The following is a 20,127-nucleotide window of genomic DNA, read 5'->3' on the forward strand; positions in this document are numbered from 1 at the left end:
CGAAGAAGATTACAAAAATTCTTTCCGATTTAATTCACATCAACCAAAATTCAAAGCGAGTATTTGAAATCTAAAAACAGAAAAGTATTATGAATTTGAGTCTACAGAATACAGATGGCTTAGCTAACTCGGATATGTTGTCTAAGTTATTGAGAGAAATAGAATCTCCGTTAGCATCTATTATCGAAGAATTTACTAAGTCTGAAAATAAAGAAGTTAAAGAAGTTGCTAAAAATCAAATGATTTTTACGCACAGTTTAGAAATCAAAAGAATTGTGGATGAAGTAGTAAAAAAAGCTAACGGGACTACTTACGAGGATTTAGTTTTTTTTCAAGTATATAACTCAAATGAGCGAGTACAGTCTATGTGTAAAGAAGAAGTAAATACTCAAAAAATTTCAAAGCAAGATATTTCTTGGTTACAAAGTATGGAGCAAGAAGTTTATAAAAATATTAAGCATAAAGATTTAAATCTTTACGACTTATCATTCAAGTTATCTGTAAGTGAAAGACAACTTCACAGAAAGATTAAAAATTTAGTAAAACTAACACCTAACAAGTATATTAGAATACTAAAATTGCATAAAGCCAAAGATTTAATAGATAGTTACCTGTACGATACAGTGTCACAAATTTCGTACGCAGTAGGATATTATGACACGCATTATTTTTCGAAATTGTTTAATCAACAATACGGAATGTATCCTAAGGAACTATTAAAATCTAGGGAATTATAGTTTAAGCTAGAGGTGGTGTATTTTTATTTCTATTTATTTCTCATTATACAATTATGTTAACTACTTTCTAGCTTTTTTTCATTTGTGTTATGAACAAAGAAACCCCCGGTTTAGATAATTATTAGGCACATTAAAAAATGTGTAAGGGCGCAAAAAAGGACTAATTTTATTTAAACTTTAATTGTTAACAATTGAGAAATTTACCATGGCGGTCTTAAATTTTAAGACCGCTTTTTTTTTGTCCTTTTTGTCAGGGTTACTTTCAGTTTTACATATACAAATTATTGGTTCTTTGAGTAATTATACCAAAGCCTGTTTCTATAGGTATTTGGCAGTTATCGCAGATTTCTTGTCCTTTTTCTAATAGTCAACAAAGCTAATTTAGCTAGCATAAATAGATAACAGAAAAAATATAATTATGAAACGAGTACTTTTCTTATTAGGACATCTTGATGACATTGACATCGAATGGATGATTAATAACGGATACAAAGAAGAATTAGAAGTAGGAGATAGATTGATAGAAAAAGGTAAAACAATAGATAGTTTGTATATCGTTTTATCAGGAAAATTATCAATTACTGATGGTGAAAACAGTAAGCTAATCGCAGAAATTGGTGCAGGAGAAATTGTAGGAGAAATGTCGTTTTTAGAGTCGCGTCCACCTTCAGTGTCTGTTATTGCTACTGAAGAAACTAGCGTATATGCAATATCAAGAGAATTAATGAATAGCAGATTAGCTTCTAATCTTGAGTTTAAAGCAAATTTCTATTATGCTTTAGCATTATTCTTATCAAACAGATTACGAAAAACAACAAGTCAATTAGGTTACGGAAACCCAAGTGAAGAAGATTTAATAGATGAATCTGTTCTAGATGGAGTTTCTATGGGGGGATCTAGATTTGGGCAAATTTTACAAAAATTTTCAGAAGTATAATTAGGGGGGAACATGGGGAATCGATTTCAAATCACAATTTTATTATTTTCATTTCTACAATTAATTAATGCTCAAGAGTTAACGCAAGGAAATATAGTAAATCTTGCACAGTTAACTTTAGACAAAAGTCCAATTGTTCAAACGAATCAATTGTCAATTTTAAATGCAGAAGGAGATTATCAGATACAAAAAAGTTTGTTTGATTATCAACTAACATCAGGAATTACTACAGATAGAACAGTTTCTAATTTATATTCTTTTGATCCAAGAACTAATGATCTTTCTGGAGATTTAAAAGCTAACCGTTTTATAACTTCTTTAGGTTTACAAAAAAGGTTTAGAATAGGATTAATTGCTGACTGGTCTGTTAACTATTCTATGTCGAATGACAACTATCAATTGGATAGATTTTTTAGAGATGTTGGAGCTAATATTCAAGAGCATTCAATGTCGAGTTCATTCTCTTTAACGCAACCATTATTAAGAGGGAGTGCAGATGTTGCTTCAGCATTAGAGAATTCATCATTACTTGATTTAGAGAGTGAAAAAACTAATTTGAACTTTAGAAATTCGTTTGAATTGTTACAATTAGCCGATGCCTATTGGCAATATGTAGCTGCTTTTAAAAGCCTGGAAATTTATAAAGAGAATGAGTTACGAGTTCAAAAAGTCTTAGAAATTACCGAGGAATTAGTTAAAGCAGATAAAAAGCCAGCGGGTGATCTTGCACAAATTCAAGCTGATTTAGCAAATCAAGTACGACAAACAAAAGCAGCTGAACAACAGTATTATAGTGCAAAGTTAAATTTAGGAAGAGTTATTGGTTTAAGCGAATTAGAAAGTAAAGCTATAAAAGATCCTATTGATGATTTCCCGCAGGTGTTAACATCGGGTTATACTAATAATCTTAATGTTCAAGATTATATCGCTTTAGCAAATGAAAACAGAAGTGATATTGAAGCATCATTACAAACAGAAGAAGCAATTAGAACTAGGTTAAGTTTTGCAGAGAATAGCAAAAAGCCTGAGTTAAACTTATCAGGATTTGTAAACTATGGAGGGTTAAATTTTGGTAACGGACTTACAAATGCGTTGTCAACTTTTACGCAAAGCGAAGGCAGAAATGTAGGTTTTGGAGTTCGACTAAATTTTGCATTTGCCTTAAACAATAACAATGCACGTGGTAGCTATTTAAAGAATAAGACACTTTTTGAAAACCAACAAATTTCAAACGAAAATTTAAAAAGAAACGTATCTCTTAATGTTTCTATAGCTGTAAATAATTTACAGAATAGTGTTTTAATCCTTGAAAAGGCGGAGGAATCTTTACGTTATTATCGACAGGTTTTTGACAACGAAAAGGAAAAGTTTCAAAATGGTTTAACTACGTTATTAAACCTAATCTTATTCCAAGAGCGATTAACATTTGCACAGCTAGAATATTTACAGGCTAACCAACAATTCGCGTCAGCAATTGTAAGTCTTAGATATCAAACAGGCACACTTCTTAAACAAACAAACTCAGAAATCACCAAGGAATTATTTTATACGATTCCAAAAAAATAAAAACTAAATAAAATGGCAGCAGGATTTTTTAGAAAAGCAGCGTTGGAAAAGCTTTCAACACCAGAAAAACTTGATCAGTTAATCAAAGTTACAAGTCCAAAAGGATGGATAGCACTGGCAACTGTAGTTATCGCATTAACAACAGGAATTATGTGGTCTTTCTTCGGAAATATTAAAACAAAATTAAATGTTGTAGGAGTTTTATTAGGCGGAGAAATTCATGAAGTTGTTTCTACATCTCAAGGACAATTAATTCAATTAAATATTAACATTGGAGATACTATTGAAAAAGGGCAAGTAGTAGGATTAATAGAACAACCAGAATTGTTTCAACAAATCGAAGAGGTAAAGGCTTCGTTAAAAGAACGTGAATTCGAATTACAAAGATTGTTGTCTTTTGGAAGTGAGGATACGAAACTTCAAGGTGAGCTAATTGTTCAGCAAAGAAATAGTATAGAGTTGCAAATTAAATCTGATCAAAAGAGATTAGACTTCTTGAGAAATCAACTTGAGACGGAGAACGATTTATATAAAAAAGGATTAATCACTAGATCGCAAGTAGTTAATACAGAACAACAAATCGAAGGAGCGAAAAACTCAATCGAACAATTGAAAGCTAATTTAGTTCAAACGTCTAGTCAAAAGTTAAATCTAGGTTTTGATTTACAACAAAAAATAAACTTAAGTAAGCAACGTATTTCTGAAACAGAAATCAGGTTAAAGCACTTAGAGGAGAGATATGCGAAACAAACAAAAATTACGAGTTCTTATTCTGGTGAAGTTGTAGAAGTGTTATCAGATATCGGGGTAATAGTTGCGCAAGGAACGCCTTTGTTTAAACTAAAAAACCAACATCAAAGTAAAGACGATAGCAAATTAAGAGGTGTGTTATACATTCCTTCTCAAGATGGTAAAAAAATTAAAGAAGGAATGCAAGCTTTAGTTGTACCATCAACAGTTCAACCGCAAGAGTTTGGTTTCATGAAAGGAAAAGTTACTTATGTTTCAGACTTTCCAATAACTCAAAAAGGAATGATGATGACTGTAAAAAATGACCAGCTTGTTCGTGGTTTATTGCAACAGGGAGCATTATTTGAAGTGTATGTAGAATTTGAAAAAGATAAAGATGCTTATAGTGGATTTAAGTGGACTTCTGCACAAGGACCTAAAATTCTAATTAACGAAGGAACTTCTTGTATGGGAAAAATAACTGTAAAGTCAGAGCCTCCAATTGCATTGGTAATACCAGCATTTAAGAAGTTCTTTGATCTTTACTAATACCTCCTGAATTATGTTTACTAAAAAAGACAATACAAAAAAGAAACTTCCCAAAAGGGTTACTACTCCTACTGTTTTACAGATGGAAGGCGTAGAATGTGGGGCAGCAGCTTTAAGCATTATTCTAGGATATTACGGTAAGTTTGTTCCGTTAGAAAAATTAAGAATTTCTTGTGGAGTTTCTAGAGATGGTTTAAAAGCTACAAATATTTTAAAAGCCGCTAGGCAATACGGTTTAGAAGGAAAAGGGTATGCTAAATCTATTGAAAAATTAAAAGATTTAGAAATGCCAGCAATTATTTTCTGGAATTTTAATCACTTTTTAGTTATTGAAGGGTTTACCAAAGATAGAGTGTACTTAAGTGATCCAGCTCAAGGAAGATATTATGTTAGCCATCAAGAGTTTGATGATGCCTATACAGGAGTTGTGCTTACTTTTAAACCTTCAGAGAATTTTGAAAAAGGAAATGAGAAAAAAGGCTTACTAAATGCATTAGCCTCTAGAGTTTCAAATTCTAAATTAAGCTTAACTTATATCATTTTAGCAAGCCTATTTCTTGTAATTCCAGGATTAGTAATACCATCATTTACCAAAATTTTTATTGATAAATATCTAATCAATGGAGTTTCTGATTTTGTGATGCCACTTCTGTTAATAATGGGAGGAATGTTAGCGGTAAATTCGTTACTAGTTTATATTCAACAATATTACTTATTGCGACTGGAAACAAAATTAGCTCTTAGTACTTCTAGTAAATTTTTATGGCATGTTTTTCACTTACCAATCGCTTTTTTTACACAACGTTACAGTGGAGAGATAGGAAACAGAGTATCTCTAAATGATAAAGTTGCAAGATTGTTGAGTGGAGACCTAGCTAACTCAGCACTTAACGTTATTATGGTAGTTTTCTATGCTTTATTAATGTTTTCGTATGATGTTGTGTTAACTGTAATTGGAATTTTTATGGCCAGTTTAAACATTGTAATTCTTAGATATGTTTCAAGAGCTAGAAAAGATGGGAATAGAAGATTGTCAAGTGAAAACGGGAAGCTATTAGGAACAACAACATCAGGAATTAGCATGATTGAAACACTAAAGGCTTCTGGAAGAGAAAACGATTTCTTTACAAATTGGACAGGTTATTTAGCGAAAGTAACTAATGCTCAACAAGAGTTAGGCTGGTTAACTACAAGGTTAAATACTGTTCCACCTTTATTAATGTCGTTAAACAGTGCCATTATTTTAGGAGTTGGAGCAACTAGAGTTATGAATGGGGAAATGACTTTAGGTATGTTGGTTGCTTTCCTTTATCTGATGAATAATTTTATAGGACCAGTAAACCAATTAGTGAGTGTTGGAAGTCTTTTACAAGAAACTGAAAGTGATATGACTCGAATTGACGACGTTCTTAACTATGAGATTTCAAGTGAATTTACTGAAGATGAAAACACTACAAAACAAACAGATAAGTTTTTCAATAAACTAACGGGTCACTTCGAAATGAAGAATGTAACATTTGGTTACAATACTACAATGGATCCTTTAATTGAAGATTTTAACCTAACGCTAAAACCTGGAAGTAGAGTTGCATTAGTTGGAGGTTCAGGAAGTGGTAAATCTACAGTGGCAAGATTAGCATCAGGACTTTATGATCCATGGAAAGGAGATATCTTATTTGATGGTACATCAAGAAGAGAAATTCCTAGACATATTGTTAATGAATCAGTAGCGGTTATAGACCAAGAGGTGTTAATGTTTAAAGGAACTATTCACGAGAACATTGCTTTTTGGGATCATAAAATTCCAGAGAAAAGTATCATACAATCAGCTAAAGATGCAGCTATTCATGATGTTATTGCTGCACGAACTGAAGCTTATGAAAGTGAAGTAATAGAAAGAGGTTCTAACTTTAGTGGAGGTCAACGTCAACGTTTAGAAATAGCTAGAGCGTTAGCATTAAATCCTTCTATTTTGGTAATGGATGAAGCAACGAGTGCCTTAGATCCAAAATCTGAAAAGATTGTGATGGACAATATTAAACGAAGAGGTTGTACTTGTTTAATTGTAGCACATAGGTTGAGTACTATCATGGATTGTGATGAGATTATTGTAATGGAGTACGGTAAGATAGTTGAAAGAGGTACACATAAAGAATTAATGGAAAAGTCAGGAGCATATGCTCGTTTAATTGACGCAAAATAATCATCGAAATGTTTGAAAATAAAAGAATAAAATTAGCATCGAATGAGTCACTTATTTTAAGTGAACATGATAGGTTTTGGATGATTACTTCTGGGGAAGTTGATATATTTTATGCTAGTGTAGATGAAAATGGAGTATACAAAAGCAGTTTAAATTACTTATATACAGCACAACAAGGAGAGCTTCTATTTAGCTTAATTACATCAAAAGAGTATAAGCAAGATGTTCAGCTTTTAGTAGTTAGTAAAGGAGCCTCATTAGTAGCTATCAATAAAAATAGGTTGTTAAATATTGATCATTTTCTTCTTGAAAATATGATTGATAAGTGGATTTTGAAACAAGTTCATTTAATTCATAAGAATTTGTCACCTAGAGTTCATACAGCTCTTGATGATTATACAGTAACTGCTTTAAAGAAGGGAAGCGTTGCATATCCATCAAGAAAATTAGTTTGGGCCGAATTATTACAAGGAGAGATTAAAGCTTACGCAGGAACTCAGACGATAAAGACTAATGATGAATTTAAATTTCCAGTTCCAGTATCAAGTAATTTCTGGATTTCTGTTGAGGAGAATAGAACAGAGGTAGCAGTTAAGTCTACCATCGAAATGTTAAATGATGAGATTTATTTTATGTTGTCAATGAATGATTTGCAAAATCATTTATACACTAAACTTATCTCTAACTTTAATGAAGCAAAAGAGGAAGAACGAAAAAGAATTGCAGATAAAGTTGAAACTGAACAAAGTAATTTAACAGCTACTTTAGAGAAGTTAAAATCTATTATCTCAGGAACAAAAAAGGTTATTGATGATGATTCTGATACTAATTTAGATAACAATTTATTTCAAACTTGTAAGCTTATTGGAGATGAAATAGGCTTCAAATTTGAAGTTCCTAAATACTTAGAATCTTATAAAAACAATACTACAAACCAATTACAGGCAATCGCTCAGGCTTCAAAAGTTAGAGTACGAAAAATAATCTTAAGAGGTACTTGGTGGAAAGAAGAAAATGGACATCTTTTAGCTTTTAAGAAAAAAGAAAAAACTCCAGTAGCTTTAATTCAAAAGACATCTACATCATATGTGTTGAAAGATGTAGTTACAGGAGAAGAGCAAAAAGTTGATTATAAAATTGCAGAGGATTTGGAACCAATTTGTTACATGTTTTTTTACGGATTCGAGGGTACTATGAAATCTGTAAAAGAAATAGGTAAGTTTGCAATTCAAGGAGTAAAGAAAGATGCTAAATACTTGATGTTAGCTGCTTTTATTGGTAGTATAGTAGGACTTTTAGTTCCAGTTCTTTCAGGAATTATGTTTGATGATGTAATACCTACAGCAGACACTTCTTTACATGTAGAGGTGTTAATCATAATGATTATGCTAGCTTTAGTAACGGCAGGAATGCAATTAATTCAAGGAGTTTTACAATTACGTGTTGAAACTAAGTCAAGTATCAATCTTCAGGCGGGTGTAATGGATCATCTACTAAGGCTACCGGTTACATTTTACAAGAAGTTTTCAGCAGGAGATTTAACAAACAGAGCATTAAGTATTAACGGAATCAGACAAGTGCTTTCTAATACAGTAATGACAGCTGTGTTGAGTGGAGCTTTCTCTTTTGTAAACTTGTTCTTATTGTTCTATTACGAGTCTAGTTTAGCTTGGATTGGTGTTGGATTAGCAGTTGCTGCGATAGTATTTATGACAGGTATTGGTATGTTAAAGTTAAGGTACGACAGACAAATATCAGATACTCAAGGTGAGCTACAAGGATTTTTATTTGAGTTCTTGTCTGGAATAACTAAAATTAGAATTACCGGTGGAGAAAGAAGAATTTTTGCACTATGGGCAAACAAGTTTGCAAATCTTAAAAAATTAGGTTTCACTTCAGGAAGTTATCAAAACTATGTTGAAACTTTCAACGCTTCTTATCCTTTATTAACCAATATGTTCTTCTTTGGTTTTATTTATTATTCAGTAAATAATGCAGCGAATGTAGGAGCAATGATTTCAGTAGGAGCATTTATGGCATTCATCAGCGCATTCAACCAATTCTTAAGAGATTGCTTAAAAATGAGTATGGCGTTAATTACTTCTCTTAACATTATTACTTTATATGAAAGAGTGAAGCCAATCTTAGAGGAAAAGCCAGAATCAGAAGGGGAAAGTTTAGATCCAGGAGAGTTAGAAGGAGAGATCGAATTGAATTCAATTTCATTTAGATATCATGAAGATCAGCCATTAATTCTTAACGATTTATCGTTTAAAATTAACTCTGGTGAAATGGTAGCTTTTGTAGGAACTTCAGGTTCAGGAAAATCAACTATTATGAGATTGCTTTTAGGTTTTGAAGAGCCAGAAGCTGGATCTATTTATTATGATGGAAATTCTTACGATTCTATGAATAAGGATTTGGTAAGACGTCAAATCGGTGTTGTGCTTCAAAACGGAGCATTAATGTCTGGAAGTATTTATAAAAATATTGTTGGTAACTCAGAATTAACGCTAGATGATGCTTGGGAGGCTGCTAGAATGGCGGGGATGGAAGAAGATATTAAACAAATGCCAATGGGAATGCATACTGTAATTAGTGAGGGAGCAGGAACATTTTCTGGTGGACAAAGACAGCGTTTAATGATTGCTAGAGCTATTGTACATAAACCAAGATTATTATTTATGGATGAAGCTACGAGTGCACTAGATAATAAAACACAAAATATTGTATCTGAAAGTTTAGATAAATTACAAGCTACAAGAATTGTAATTGCACATAGATTAAGTACGGTGAAAAATGCAGATAGGATTTATGTGTTAGATAAAGGACAAATAGTAGAGTATGGTTCGTATGATGAGTTAATGAAACTAGACGGAGTATTCTCAAAATTAGCGAAAAGACAAATCGCATAAATGGAAGACCTAAAAAAAAATCAATTTTTAAAAAGCTTTATTAATGACGATAAAGTAGTTGAAGAACTTATAAAGTATACAAAAAGTAAGTTCGAGAAAACTAAAAAAGCGTCTAATAAAAGAATTGATGAGCCTTATATTAAAGCATGGGAAAAATATAAAGAAGAATCACTAAAAGCTGGAGTTTTTCAAACATTAAAAAAGTATCTAGTTCAACTTAATTTCCCTGTTAAACAAAACATTTCTGCTACAGAAATGTATAAGAATGCAACCTTAAGAGGGAAAAAAGAATTTCCCTCTGAGGGAATTCAACTGAATAATCCAGAACAATTGGATTTAACTATTTACGATAGTGAATTAGTAGGAAAAGTTCCTGTTTTGGTAGTGCCAAATCCAGACGATTTTAAATCAGTTATAAGAGCAATTTGTTATAAAAATGAGCCGCAACCAATGTCGGATTCTATGGGAGCTATTTTTATCAATGGAATCAATAATTGGAATAGAATAGAGGACTTAAAAGAGTATTGGAAAGAAAAATCACCGCTAGAAAATTGGGGAAGTATATTCAAAAACCATGTTTTGCCGAACCCTGAATTGTATAAAGATAAGCTCATTATTTTAAGCACAAAACCATATAGTGGTGTTAAAGCAACAACTGTTAATATTCCTGAAAATAAATGGAACGATAAATCAGTTTCAATTCGAAAAGAACACGAATGTGCGCATGTTTTTACATTGAATAACTATAGTTCAATTTCAAAAAATATATACGATGAATTGATTGCGGATTACGCCGGGATTGTAAGTGCTCTTAAAAAGTTTGATAAAGAGTGGATGCTTGCTTTTTTAGGATTAGAAAAGTATCCGGAATACAGAGAAGGCGGACGATTTCAAAATTATTTAGATGAGGAATTATCAGAGAAAGCTATTAATCATTTACAATACATTACTGTAAGAGCCATAGATAGCGTAGCCAAGTTTGATACAACTCTTGGAGAAGTAACCTCATCAAATGATTATGTAAGTAGAATTAAAAGTTTGTGTGAAACTGATTTATTGACAATGGCAATGGATCATGGAGAAGAAGAACTGTTGAAAAACTATCATAAACAATTAGAAGAAGAATTGATATAATGAAGAAACACGAAAAAACATTATTTGAAGTTAATACGATCTTAGAGAAAGTTTCAACAATTCTAGATGCTGAAAGAAGCACCTTGTTTTTATTGAATGAGAAAGAATCTACCTTAGATAGTATTGTAGCACAAGGAGTTGAAAACGTTATTATTTCTGTTCCTAAAAACTCAGGTATCGTTTGGGATTCTTTTAATAAAGCTGCGCCTGTAATAGAAAATAATGTTCAAACCAATAAACACTTCAATAATAAATTCGATAATAAGTTACAGTTTTTAACAAAATCGGTAGTATGTGTTCCTGTGTTTAACGATAAAGAGGAAGTTGTAGGAATTTTACAATGCTTAAATAAAAAAACAGGTGAGTTTAAGCCTAAAGACATTAGAGTATTAAATAGTTTTTCTGCAGCAATTCAGTTAATTATTAAGAATAGTGAATTGTATTATGCTAGTGAACATTTAAAGAATAACTTTTCTTCACTATTAGAAGTTTTCAAGGTAGTTTCTTCAGAGCTTAATTTGAATAAGCTTATTCCGCTTATTATGAATAAGGCTGCTGAAATTACAAATGCAGATAGAAGTTCTTTATTCTTAGTAGATGAAGAAACGGATGAATTATGGACAATATTTGCTAAAGGCCTAGAAAATAATGTAGTTCGAACAAATAAGGGAATAGTTGCTAGCGTTGCAAAAAGTAAAAAAGCACTAATTGTTAACGATCCTTACAGTCACCCAGATTTTAATCCAGCAGTAGATAAAAAAACGGGTTATACTACACGATCTATTTTAAGTGTACCTGTATTCAATTCTGAAAATGAAGTTTTAGGAGTTATTCAGTCTATCAATAAACACAAAGGAGCTTTTGATCAAGAGGATTTAGATATTCTAACAGGATTTGCAAGTCAGATTAAAATAGCCATCGAAAATGCTAAGCTATTTGACCAAATTCAAGGGATGAAAAACTACTTAAACATTTTAGTTCAAAACCTTGATAACGGTATTATTACCATCGATAATTCTTTAAAGATTAAAACGGCTAACAATCAGTTTTATAAGATTTTTGATGTAAATGAAGCATCAAGTATTATCGATAAAAAAATCAATGAAATAGCATTCTTCGATAATGCAATAAAAGAGTTATGCTTGGAAACTTTAATCTCAGGCAAAAAATCGTATCAGGAGAATTTTGAACTGCATATATCTGAAACTAAATCAATCACGTTCAATATTAGTATTCTTCCAATGAAGGATGTTAAAGATAATAATGTTGGCGTAATTTTAGTTTTTAACGATTTAACAAAAGAAAAAAGAATCCAATCTAACTTAAGTAGATACATACCTCAACACTTGGTAAATGAAGTGATGAACAGAGATAATTTATCTGCTTTAAAAGGTAAATATTCAAAGTGTAGTATTCTGTTTTCTGATATCAGAAACTTTACCACGTTAACAGAGAAAATTGGTGCCATAGAAATTGTAAAGCTGTTGAATAATTACTTTGAAGCAATGATTTCTCTAGTGTATAAATATGATGGTATTTTAGATAAATTCATCGGAGATGCAATCATGTCTGTTTTTGGAATTCCGTACGCAAACATTTCTGACAGTAAAAATGCAGTAAACTGTGCTTTAGAAATGTTAGGAATACTAAAAAACCTGAATGAAGAAAATAAACTTTCTCCAAACATTCATATAGGTTTAGGAATTAGTACAGGAAATGTAGTTTCAGGAAATATTGGTTCTGAAAAAAGATTTGAATATACGGTTATTGGAGACTCGGTAAACTTAGCTGCTAGATTAGAAAGTGCTACCAAAACGTACAATATAGATTTGTTAATTTGCGAACAAACCTATGATGAAATTAAGGATGAGTTTTATTGTAGACAAATAGATACTATTTACGTTAAAGGAAAGCAATTTCCAGTAAATATCTTTACTGTAATTAAGAGTAAAAAAGAAAAACTTACTGAAGAAGAAATAACTTTTAACACTGCATTCTCAAAAGGTTTAGCTTGCTATAAACAAGAAGATTACAAAACTGCTACTACGTATTTTTTAACGGCAAAAAAAATCAATCAAGAAGATGGTCCTACCTCTGTTTTTATTGAAAAATGTACTAGTTTTTTAGTAGAACCAGGAAACGTTCAATGTTAAATTATTGTAGAACTCTAGTGTTGCTTTTGTCAGTGTTTTTGGCATTTTTATCGTAAGCGTTTTTAGGAACTTTAAAATGTATAATGAGGGTAATTCTAAACGTAAAACAATGGAGCCAACAGAAGAACAAAAAGTATTCAAACAGATAATTGTTGAAGCATGGGAGAATCCTGACTTCAAAGAAGAGCTAATGAACTCGCCTTTGGAAGCTATCCAACAATTAACCGGAAAAACATTAATTATCCCAGAAGGAAAAACCTTTGTAGTAAAAGATCAATCAAATGAATCTATTATATATTTTAATATTCCTGCTAAACCTAATATGGAAGATGTTGAGTTAGACGATGATCAACTAGATATTGTAGCAGGTGGTGGTGGTGAAACATTAGATCCACCAATCATTCTTTCACAGGAAAGTACAGGGATAACAGTTTCTGATGGAGGGAGTTAATAAAAAAGATTTTAAAGTGTGTGTTAAAGGGAAACATATAAAAATCAATTATGGGAAGTATTTTAAAAGAGTACTTCCTTTTTTTATTTTGATCGTAAATTCAATTTACGCTCAAGATAATGCTGTTGCTATAAATTCCATTGCTGATAGCTTGTATAAATCAGGAAATCAGAAAATAAAGAAAGGAATATTTAAAGAGGCATTACAAGATTTCACAAAGAGTTTAGAGCTCTCAAAAAAAGAAAATAACAACGCTTTAGTTGGAGATTGCTTTAGTAAAATTGCAATATCTTATTATTACCAGGGAAAATATAATGATGCTTTTGAAGCTTTTGATGAAAGTATAACATACTACCAATTAACCGATAATAAAAAAGGGTTAGCTTCTTCTTTTAATAACCAAGGAGCTATTTACTATTATTTAGGGAATTATCCTAAAGCGCTAGATCAATATAAAAAAGCACTTCAAATTCAAGAAAAGTTAGAGGATACTTCACAAATTGCAGGGACTACCAAAAACATTGGAAGTATTTATATGGAGTTACAAGATTATGAAAGCGCAAAATCACATTTCGAATTATCAAAAAAATTATACACTTCTGTAGCTAACGAGAAACCGTTAATTCAGGTTTTAAATGGTTTGGGAGAAATGTATTTAAGAGATTCTAAATTTGAAGAAGCTCAAGAAAATTTTGAAACAGCTCTAGAATTGACAAAAAAATTTAATGATGAAAGAAGAGAAGTAGAAGTGTTATTTAATCTTGGAAAATTATATTACAAAAAACAAGATTATACAAAGGCATTATCGTTTTACAATGAGTCATTAACAAAAGCGTCAATCCAAAATAACGCACTATATGAAAGTAGTGCTATAATAGCTATTGGAACTTTACAAGAGCAAAAAGGAGAAGTATATGCAGCGATGCAAAAATGTAAAGAAGGCTTACAAATAGCAACAAAACTTAAAGTAATATCTATTCAAGAAGAAGCTTGTAAATGTCTGTACAACGCATACAAATCTGCTAATAAAAATAAAGATGCACTACTATATTTAGAAAAAATGCACCTTCTAAAAGATAGTCTAAACTTAAAGCAAACTTCCGATAAAATTTTAAAAATGAAGTTTGAAAAGGAAATGCTATTAGATAGTATTGCCAATGTTGAAAAAGAAAGAATAATTCAGTTAGCTCATAAAGAAGAAGTTGCGAAAAAGGAAAAGCAAAGAAACATGCTATTGGTAACAGGAGCCTTTATCATTTTAATAGCAGTTGCTTTGTGGAGCAGGCTTAATTTTACTAAAAAAGCCAAAGCTAGGTTGCAAGTAGAAAAAGATCGCTCTGAACATTTACTCCATAATATTTTGCCAGAAGAGGTTGCAGATGAATTAAAAGAAAATGGGTATGTAAAAGCGCAGGATTTTGAAAAAGCATCCATATTATTTACTGATTTTAAATCGTTCACACAAACAGCTTCACTATTAACTCCTCAAGAATTAGTTGAAGAAATTAACGAATGTTTCAAAGCCTTCGATTTAATAATGGGGAAATATGGGCTTGAAAAGATAAAAACTATTGGAGATGCGTACATGGCAGCTGGAGGATTGCCAAAACCAGATGCTAATGCAGTTAAGAAAATGATTTTAGCTGGATTAGAAATGCAAGATTTTATCAAAGTAAGAAAAAGAGAAAATCAACAAAAAGGTAAGCCAGCCTTTGATATGAGAGTAGGAATTCATGTTGGCCCAATTGTAGCAGGAGTTGTAGGGGTAAAAAAGTTCCAGTATGATATTTGGGGAGACACGGTAAACACGGCTAGCCGAATGGAAAGCAATGGAGCTATTGAAAAAGTTAACATTAGTAGTGCAACTTATGAACTTGTTAAGCATGACGAAGAATTGACTTTTGAATACCGAGGAGCAATAGAAGCTAAAGGAAAAGGAGCGCTAGAAATGTATTTTGTTTCTTTAAAATCAAGTAAATCAGTAAAAAAAATCCAAAAAAATAACGAATTGCAGTTTTCTCAGTCTCTTTGACATTTTTGTGCTAATTCCATAAAATATATTTACAACATAAAATAAAAACATAAATGTATTATGGAATCTACTAAAGAAAATCAATTATTTAACACAATAGTTAAAAAGGCTTGGGAAGATGCAAACTTCAAGAATGAATTAATTCAAAATCCAGTTGAAGCGATCGAAAAACTAACTGGAGAAAAATTGGATTTACCTGAAGGTAAACAGGTGGTTGTAAATGACCAAACGAACACTTCTTATGTATACATCAATATACCAGCTAAACCTGAAATGGATGATTTACAATTAAGTGAAGAGCAATTAGAAGCTGTAGCAGGAGGTACTAGTATAGGTGATATTATTGATATTATTAGTGATATCTTAAAACCTTCATTACCAACGATTCCAAAAATTTTATAGATAAAAAGCAAATTAGAATTTAAACAAATTCTTAAAAAATAAATATTAACAACTTTAAATTTTTAAAAAGATGAAATCAAATCAGCAAGAAGAATTATTTCAAAAAGTGATTAGCGAAGCTTGGGAAAATGAAACTTTCAAGAAAGAATTATTAGAAAATCCAGTTGAAGCAATTGAAAAACTTACAGGTAAAACTTTACAAATTCCTGAAGGTAAGAAGTTTCTAGTAAGAGATCAAAGTGATGAATTAAATGTTTACATCAATATTCCAGCTAACAGAACAGTGGAAGATGCAGAATTAAATGAAGAGCAATTAGAGCTAGTAGCTGGAGGTATTACAGGAGATGGTTGTGTTATCGGATTCCCAAATCCATTTGATATTATTTTCCCATTACCATCACCAACATTTCCAACAAAACCAATTGAATACTAAAAAATAAGTTATTAAAATAATACATTGAAAAGATGAAATTAACATTAGAACAACAACAAAAAGGACAAGAAATTTATAGTGAGTTAGTGCAAAAATCTTGGGATAGTGCAGAATTCAAAAATGAATTAATTAATAATCCAGAAGCTACTATTTCAGAAGTAATCGGAAAAGAATTTAAAGGAAATGTAGTAGTATGTGATCAAACAGATCCAGAAACTATTTACATTAATATACCTAGAAAAGTTAGTACTGATGATTTGGAATTATCTGATGAGCAATTAGAAATGGTATCTGGAGGAGATATATTAATAGCAGCAGGAATTGGATTTATGGCAGGAGTTGCATTTATGGGAGCTGCTGCAGCTGTTAAAGCAATTTTATAATAAAAAATAGTAAACTAAATAAGGATAAAGATGAAAGTTACAGTAGAAGAAAATAAAATGGGTCAACAGTTGTACTCAGATTTAGTACAAAAAGCTTGGGATAGCGCTTCTTTTAAAGAACAGTTAATAGCTAATCCAAGAGCAACAATAGCGGCACACTTAGGAAAAGAAAACACACCTTCTAGACCAGGTGAAAAAAACTTGATTGTAGAAGATCAAACAGATACTTCAATCATTTATTTAAACATTCCAGCCAAGCCAAGTTTAGATGATTTAGAATTATCAGACGAAGAGTTACAAATGATATCAGGAGGTGATATAACTCTTGCTGTTGGAGCTGCTTATGTTGTAGGTTTTGCTGTTGGAGCTGCGGCTACTTATCTTACAGCTAAATATATATTATAAAAAATAAAAAGCCAAAATTTTAATTATTATTTTGGCTTTTTAAAAAGATAATTTTTCATGAAATTTAAATTACAGACAGAGCCAGTAATGATTATTATGATGATGGTAATAATATTAGCATCCTTATATAGAAACTTTAATTTTAAAACTTCAAAATTCGAGCCATTTTGGCAAAGTATGATTTACATACTAGCGTTAGTTATTGGTGTTTTATTGTTACTTCGTAAAAAGAGTTAAAAGTAACAGGTTATAAGAATCTTATAAGTACAGTTATTCAATTTCAGTAGCATAATTTTTATAAGCTTAATCGTCTTAAATTAAGTATTTCTAGTTTTATATAAATGTGTTATAAGTGTAAGAAAATAGTATTCTCTATTTCTTTAAACATCTATAATATCATGAACCGAATTAATATTAAATCATGCAAAGTGTTTAATATCAATTCGGTTATTTTTTTTAAAAATATAATTTAAAAGATGAAAATTTTAAGTATTCCTTATATAAATGGTGGGTTGTCTCACTTTTTACCGCTGTATGTTTTGAACAATAAGTTGATAAAGGGTATGGAGGTAACTAATTCTTTTTTAGTTAATAAAGGAGTTCAGAGGTTTCTGGAAATCAAAAAGATTCCTTTTGTTTCTACTAATTATATGTTAGATGAAAGGTTGATTAATAATTTAGACATAGCTAGAATTAATCAACGAATTTTTGAAATGGAAACAGAGGCTTTTGATATTACAAAACCCGATATAGTTATAGAAGATGGCTCTTTCATCACCCCAATAATTGCTGAACAGAGAAGTATACCCAGGATTTCAATACAACGCACAGGGATTTTTAGATCTATTGATACAAAATATAGAATTAGTAGCCATGTACATTCAATGCAGCAAAGGAAGGATAAAAAAAAGGTAAATGATTCTGATATCAGTTTTCTAGAACAATATTCTAATTCAAAAGCTAAAATTATTCCTGGTATCCCATCAATAGAGTGTTTACCCGATAATATCAAAAATAAAGAATCCTATTTCTATTCAGGACCATTAATTATAAAGGATAAACCTTCACAAAATTTGTTAGATCGATTAAACAAGTTTTTAGATAGAAATAATAAAAAACGTATTGTTTTTATTACTACAGGGACTATTGATAGGACTCCAATAAATCAATATATAGAGTATTTTTTAAAGAAAAACTATGCCGTAATTACCACATGCAATTGTAAAATTGATGAAGTATATAAAGAATCTGTTTTTTACAATCAATTACTTCCGTTACATCATGTTTGTAGTATTTCGAGCTTGGTAATTCATCAATGTGGATCAGGGATGTATCATTACCCTATAATGAATAAAGTACCGTCCATAACAGTTGGGACTAGGTGCTACGATAGAGAAGATATAGCACAAAGACTGCAGAATTTAAAAGTTTCAGGTCATATTCCTCATCCAGATGATAATGCTAACTATTGGAATATTTTTAAAGAAAAGGTTGATAAGTTTGAAAAAAATGAATTAGTTGATTTTAACAAATTAAAAGAACTAAAAGAGGAAATTAATAATACTAGCTTAAATTTTCAAATAGATAAAGTTATTCAATTTACTCTCAGCTAAGCCATAATAGACCCCAAATAAAAAGATTATTTTTTAGAATACTTATACTATTAAAATCTCTAGTTAATTGCCTGTTATAGCTATATAGCATTTAAAGACAGTTTTATCAGTTTTTTATGCATTTATATAGTCTTTTATGAAAGTAACTTTACTGAAAATAAAAGAAATATGAGTATAATGACAACCGAAACTATAACGAGTAATTTTAATTTTGCAGAAATATTATATCCAAGATCATCTAGTGATTTTGTTGCTAATTTTTGGGAAAGTAATTTTCTACATATTAAAAGAGAAAGTCCGTACTACTTTAAAAATTTATTTTCAATCGAAAATTTCGATGGAATACTTGAATATGGAAAACCTAGAGGTAAAAGTTTACGAGTGGTTAAAAACCAAGATCCGTTGTTGCCTACTAGATATGAAAATCCTGATGGAACATTAAACTTAAATCAATTATATGCTGCTTATGCGGATGGGTATACTCTAGTTGTTAACGAAATTAATAGATACAGCGAACCTATTAACGCGTTGGTTCATAATTTGAGACAAGAATTAAGTCATGATGTAAAAGTAAATGCTTATTTAACACCAGCAAATCAAAAAGCATTATCTCCTCATTACGATACACATGATGTTTTTGTTTTACAGATTTCAGGTAAAAAACACTGGAATTTTTATGACGATACTAACTTTAAAACGCCATTATTAAAAAGCTTTCAGCCTATTTTTCAAGAAGGACAGTTGTCAGGTAAAAAAGAGGTTACAATAGAAGCTGGTGATTTTATGTATGTGCCTAGAGGTTTACCACATGAAGCTTATACAACAGACGAGTCATCATTACATTTAACAGTTGGTGTTTATTCAACACAGCACATAGATTTAATCTCAAAAGCGTTACAGTCCATTTCTCAACATGATATAGATTTTAGAAAAGCATTACCAGTTGGTTTTTTAAATTATACGCAAGAACAAAAGGATAAATTTAAAGAGGAGTTAACTTTAAAGTTTAAAGATAAGCTGGAGAAAATTTTTGAGAGTAATAATTTGGAAAGCACATTGTTTTTAATCAACGAAGAGTTTAGAACTGATTTACCACCAATGTCTGATGGTCATTTTGCTCAATTAGATAAAATTGATTCTCTAACATTAGAATCTAAACTTACTAAAAGAGACAATATGCAAGCAAAGGTTATGCAGATTGGAGGTTTCAGTAGAATTATGTTCCCAGGAAATGTTATTAAAGGACCTGCACAAATAGCATCTGTTTTTCAATTTATTGCAGAGTCAGATACTTTTGAAGTTCAAGAGATACCAAGAGTTAATGATGATAATAAATTAAAACTAGCCAAAAGATTAATTAGGGGAGGATTATTGAAGATAAATCAAATTTAATCATCAATTTAAAAAGCATTCAAAAAATTGAATGCTTTTTTTTATCACCAAACGCTAAGCATATGTTGCTTCTTAAGCTACATTTTTCACTAC

The 20,127-nt window shown here is 30.8% G+C and carries 17 protein-coding genes; all 17 read left to right on the forward strand.

Features of this window, described 5'->3' with window-relative positions; all coding sequences use genetic code 11:
- Nucleotides 1-89 precede the first annotated feature (89 nt).
- The 17 genes from EV195_RS12425 (at nucleotide 90) to EV195_RS12505 (ending at nucleotide 20,034) form a co-directional block, all read left to right on the forward strand.
- On the forward strand, nucleotides 90-737 hold the full coding sequence (locus EV195_RS12425) for a helix-turn-helix domain-containing protein (protein WP_132795281.1): 648 nt from the start codon (nucleotides 90-92) through the stop codon (nucleotides 735-737).
- A gap of 418 nt (nucleotides 738-1,155) precedes the next feature.
- Nucleotides 1,156-1,674: a cyclic nucleotide-binding domain-containing protein gene (locus EV195_RS12430; RefSeq protein WP_132795282.1), complete on the forward strand. Its 519-nt coding sequence runs from the start codon at nucleotides 1,156-1,158 to the stop codon at nucleotides 1,672-1,674.
- 12 nt (nucleotides 1,675-1,686) lie between these two features.
- The gene (locus EV195_RS12435; protein ID WP_132795283.1) at nucleotides 1,687-3,240 is read left to right on the forward strand and encodes a TolC family protein; all 1,554 of its coding nucleotides are present in this window, start codon (nucleotides 1,687-1,689) and stop codon (nucleotides 3,238-3,240) included.
- 12 nt (nucleotides 3,241-3,252) lie between these two features.
- Nucleotides 3,253-4,518 carry an NHLP bacteriocin system secretion protein gene (locus EV195_RS12440; protein WP_132795284.1) on the forward strand — a complete coding sequence of 422 codons (1,266 nt, stop codon included), beginning with the start codon at nucleotides 3,253-3,255 and terminating at the stop codon, nucleotides 4,516-4,518.
- Nucleotides 4,519-4,531: 13 nt separating this feature from the next.
- Entirely contained in the window at nucleotides 4,532-6,721 is a 2,190-nt protein-coding gene (locus EV195_RS12445; RefSeq protein WP_132795285.1) for an NHLP family bacteriocin export ABC transporter peptidase/permease/ATPase subunit, read from the forward strand.
- An 8-nt stretch (nucleotides 6,722-6,729) separates the two neighbouring features.
- On the forward strand, nucleotides 6,730-9,636 hold the full coding sequence (locus tag EV195_RS12450; protein WP_132795286.1) for an NHLP bacteriocin export ABC transporter permease/ATPase subunit: 2,907 nt from the start codon (nucleotides 6,730-6,732) through the stop codon (nucleotides 9,634-9,636).
- Nucleotides 9,637-10,770: a DUF7005 family protein gene (locus EV195_RS12455; protein WP_132795287.1), complete on the forward strand. Its 1,134-nt coding sequence runs from the start codon at nucleotides 9,637-9,639 to the stop codon at nucleotides 10,768-10,770.
- Entirely contained in the window at nucleotides 10,770-12,923 is a 2,154-nt protein-coding gene (locus EV195_RS12460) for an adenylate/guanylate cyclase domain-containing protein (RefSeq protein ID WP_132795288.1), read from the forward strand. The genes EV195_RS12455 and EV195_RS12460 overlap by 1 nt, the downstream gene beginning before the upstream one ends.
- Before the next feature lie 109 nt (nucleotides 12,924-13,032).
- A complete protein-coding gene (locus EV195_RS12465; RefSeq protein ID WP_165915736.1) occupies nucleotides 13,033-13,374 on the forward strand; it encodes an NHLP leader peptide family RiPP precursor in 342 nt (113 codons plus the stop codon).
- The gene (locus EV195_RS12470) at nucleotides 13,361-15,406 is read left to right on the forward strand and encodes an adenylate/guanylate cyclase domain-containing protein (RefSeq protein WP_132795290.1); all 2,046 of its coding nucleotides are present in this window, start codon (nucleotides 13,361-13,363) and stop codon (nucleotides 15,404-15,406) included. Before EV195_RS12465 ends, EV195_RS12470 begins: the two co-directional genes overlap by 14 nt.
- Nucleotides 15,407-15,466: 60 nt before the next feature.
- Complete coding sequence (locus tag EV195_RS12475) at nucleotides 15,467-15,808, forward strand: NHLP leader peptide family RiPP precursor (protein WP_132795291.1); 342 nt, start codon at nucleotides 15,467-15,469, stop codon at nucleotides 15,806-15,808.
- Nucleotides 15,809-15,878: 70 nt separating this feature from the next.
- The gene (locus tag EV195_RS12480) at nucleotides 15,879-16,241 is read left to right on the forward strand and encodes an NHLP leader peptide family RiPP precursor (protein ID WP_132795292.1); all 363 of its coding nucleotides are present in this window, start codon (nucleotides 15,879-15,881) and stop codon (nucleotides 16,239-16,241) included.
- A 32-nt stretch (nucleotides 16,242-16,273) separates the two neighbouring features.
- The gene (locus EV195_RS12485; protein ID WP_132795293.1) at nucleotides 16,274-16,624 is read left to right on the forward strand and encodes a class IIb bacteriocin, lactobin A/cerein 7B family; all 351 of its coding nucleotides are present in this window, start codon (nucleotides 16,274-16,276) and stop codon (nucleotides 16,622-16,624) included.
- A gap of 30 nt (nucleotides 16,625-16,654) precedes the next feature.
- Nucleotides 16,655-17,029 (forward strand): class IIb bacteriocin, lactobin A/cerein 7B family, encoded by a 375-nt coding sequence (locus EV195_RS12490; RefSeq protein WP_132795294.1) that lies wholly within the window; start codon nucleotides 16,655-16,657, stop codon nucleotides 17,027-17,029.
- A 57-nt stretch (nucleotides 17,030-17,086) separates the two neighbouring features.
- Complete coding sequence (locus EV195_RS12495) at nucleotides 17,087-17,266, forward strand: hypothetical protein (protein WP_132795295.1); 180 nt, start codon at nucleotides 17,087-17,089, stop codon at nucleotides 17,264-17,266.
- Nucleotides 17,267-17,505: 239 nt separating this feature from the next.
- Nucleotides 17,506-18,642 carry a hypothetical protein gene (locus EV195_RS12500; protein ID WP_132795296.1) on the forward strand — a complete coding sequence of 379 codons (1,137 nt, stop codon included), beginning with the start codon at nucleotides 17,506-17,508 and terminating at the stop codon, nucleotides 18,640-18,642.
- A gap of 168 nt (nucleotides 18,643-18,810) precedes the next feature.
- The gene (locus EV195_RS12505) at nucleotides 18,811-20,034 is read left to right on the forward strand and encodes a cupin domain-containing protein (protein WP_132795297.1); all 1,224 of its coding nucleotides are present in this window, start codon (nucleotides 18,811-18,813) and stop codon (nucleotides 20,032-20,034) included.
- Nucleotides 20,035-20,127 lie beyond the last annotated feature (93 nt).

This window comes from Tenacibaculum skagerrakense, assembly GCF_004345825.1.
Taxonomy (GTDB): Bacteria; Bacteroidota; Bacteroidia; order Flavobacteriales; family Flavobacteriaceae; genus Polaribacter; species Polaribacter skagerrakensis.

Bases quoted from the DNA above. Each gene is read 5' to 3' on its own strand.
- EV195_RS12480 (WP_132795292.1), top strand. From the start codon at position 15,879: ATGAAATCAAATCAGCAAGAAGAATTATTTCAAAAAGTGATTAGCGAA.
- EV195_RS12445 (WP_132795285.1), top strand. From the start codon at position 4,532: ATGTTTACTAAAAAAGACAATACAAAAAAGAAACTTCCCAAAAGGGTT.
- EV195_RS12455 (WP_132795287.1), top strand. From the start codon at position 9,637: ATGGAAGACCTAAAAAAAAATCAATTTTTAAAAAGCTTTATTAATGAC.
- EV195_RS12500 (WP_132795296.1), top strand. From the start codon at position 17,506: ATGAAAATTTTAAGTATTCCTTATATAAATGGTGGGTTGTCTCACTTT.
- EV195_RS12440 (WP_132795284.1), top strand. From the start codon at position 3,253: ATGGCAGCAGGATTTTTTAGAAAAGCAGCGTTGGAAAAGCTTTCAACA.
- EV195_RS12470 (WP_132795290.1), top strand. From the start codon at position 13,361: ATGGAGGGAGTTAATAAAAAAGATTTTAAAGTGTGTGTTAAAGGGAAA.
- EV195_RS12495 (WP_132795295.1), top strand. From the start codon at position 17,087: ATGAAATTTAAATTACAGACAGAGCCAGTAATGATTATTATGATGATG.
- EV195_RS12505 (WP_132795297.1), top strand. From the start codon at position 18,811: ATGAGTATAATGACAACCGAAACTATAACGAGTAATTTTAATTTTGCA.
- EV195_RS12475 (WP_132795291.1), top strand. From the start codon at position 15,467: ATGGAATCTACTAAAGAAAATCAATTATTTAACACAATAGTTAAAAAG.
- EV195_RS12460 (WP_132795288.1), top strand. From the start codon at position 10,770: ATGAAGAAACACGAAAAAACATTATTTGAAGTTAATACGATCTTAGAG.
- EV195_RS12435 (WP_132795283.1), top strand. From the start codon at position 1,687: ATGGGGAATCGATTTCAAATCACAATTTTATTATTTTCATTTCTACAA.
- EV195_RS12430 (WP_132795282.1), top strand. From the start codon at position 1,156: ATGAAACGAGTACTTTTCTTATTAGGACATCTTGATGACATTGACATC.
- EV195_RS12490 (WP_132795294.1), top strand. From the start codon at position 16,655: ATGAAAGTTACAGTAGAAGAAAATAAAATGGGTCAACAGTTGTACTCA.
- EV195_RS12425 (WP_132795281.1), top strand. From the start codon at position 90: ATGAATTTGAGTCTACAGAATACAGATGGCTTAGCTAACTCGGATATG.
- EV195_RS12450 (WP_132795286.1), top strand. From the start codon at position 6,730: ATGTTTGAAAATAAAAGAATAAAATTAGCATCGAATGAGTCACTTATT.
- EV195_RS12465 (WP_165915736.1), top strand. From the start codon at position 13,033: ATGGAGCCAACAGAAGAACAAAAAGTATTCAAACAGATAATTGTTGAA.
- EV195_RS12485 (WP_132795293.1), top strand. From the start codon at position 16,274: ATGAAATTAACATTAGAACAACAACAAAAAGGACAAGAAATTTATAGT.